Here is a 671-nt window from a genome sequence, read left to right on the forward strand (position 1 = left end):
AAGCTTAATAAAAACTCTGAAGAAGTACTAAAAACCGTTGGTAGCTGGCATCAGGAACAACGTGAGCTGTGCCTTCAAATGTGGCCTTTGGTCGGAGAAAAGGTAGCGGTTAAGCTCCCACGAGCCCACCGGAATGACCCAAAGCAACGACTAGCGGATGATTGTGAAAGGCTGGCATCTGAGCATCTTCTAATAAGCACCATTGATATACCCAACGCTGCATCAGACCTTACAGTAACTGTCGATCTTACGCGTAAATCGATTACTTGCAGTATGCGGCTTGACGCGCCTAAAGATAGAAAAAGCACGTCAGCAAAAATTAACTGGCTCACCCGGCAATTACCCAGTAACGAAAAGAGCCCAGCCATTAGCATAAAAGCGATGCGCAAAGGTCAGGCTTTGGCAACGGACAAGCCTTTAGAAGAAGTGAGGAAAAACCCCAACATTTTGGATGTAGAAAATACCGACGCTCAACCTGTCGCATTCGAAGTATTTACCTCGATAGATCTAGGCGCAAAATTCTCAGGTAATCGCGTGTTCATCGAACACCTTGAAAAGGTAGTGCCCGATTTCTACCGCTATGCAGGCCAATACCTAAAAGCCTGGGTGGCTCCGGCACCTCGAGTTAAGCAAGTTGAAGAAGATCCCGAGGAAGAAACCGAGGCGCAGAC

General features: G+C 47.4%; 1 protein-coding gene. It reads left to right on the top strand.

Translation table 11 applies throughout. The annotated features are described in order from the left end of the window. Nucleotides 1–671: hypothetical protein (locus ACT3TJ_RS18010; protein WP_444622842.1), on the top strand; the 671-nt coding region annotated here is incomplete at both ends.

This window comes from Halomonas sp. AOP30-A1-24 (assembly GCF_052378165.1).
Classification (GTDB): domain Bacteria; phylum Pseudomonadota; class Gammaproteobacteria; order Pseudomonadales; family Halomonadaceae; genus Vreelandella; species Vreelandella citrativorans.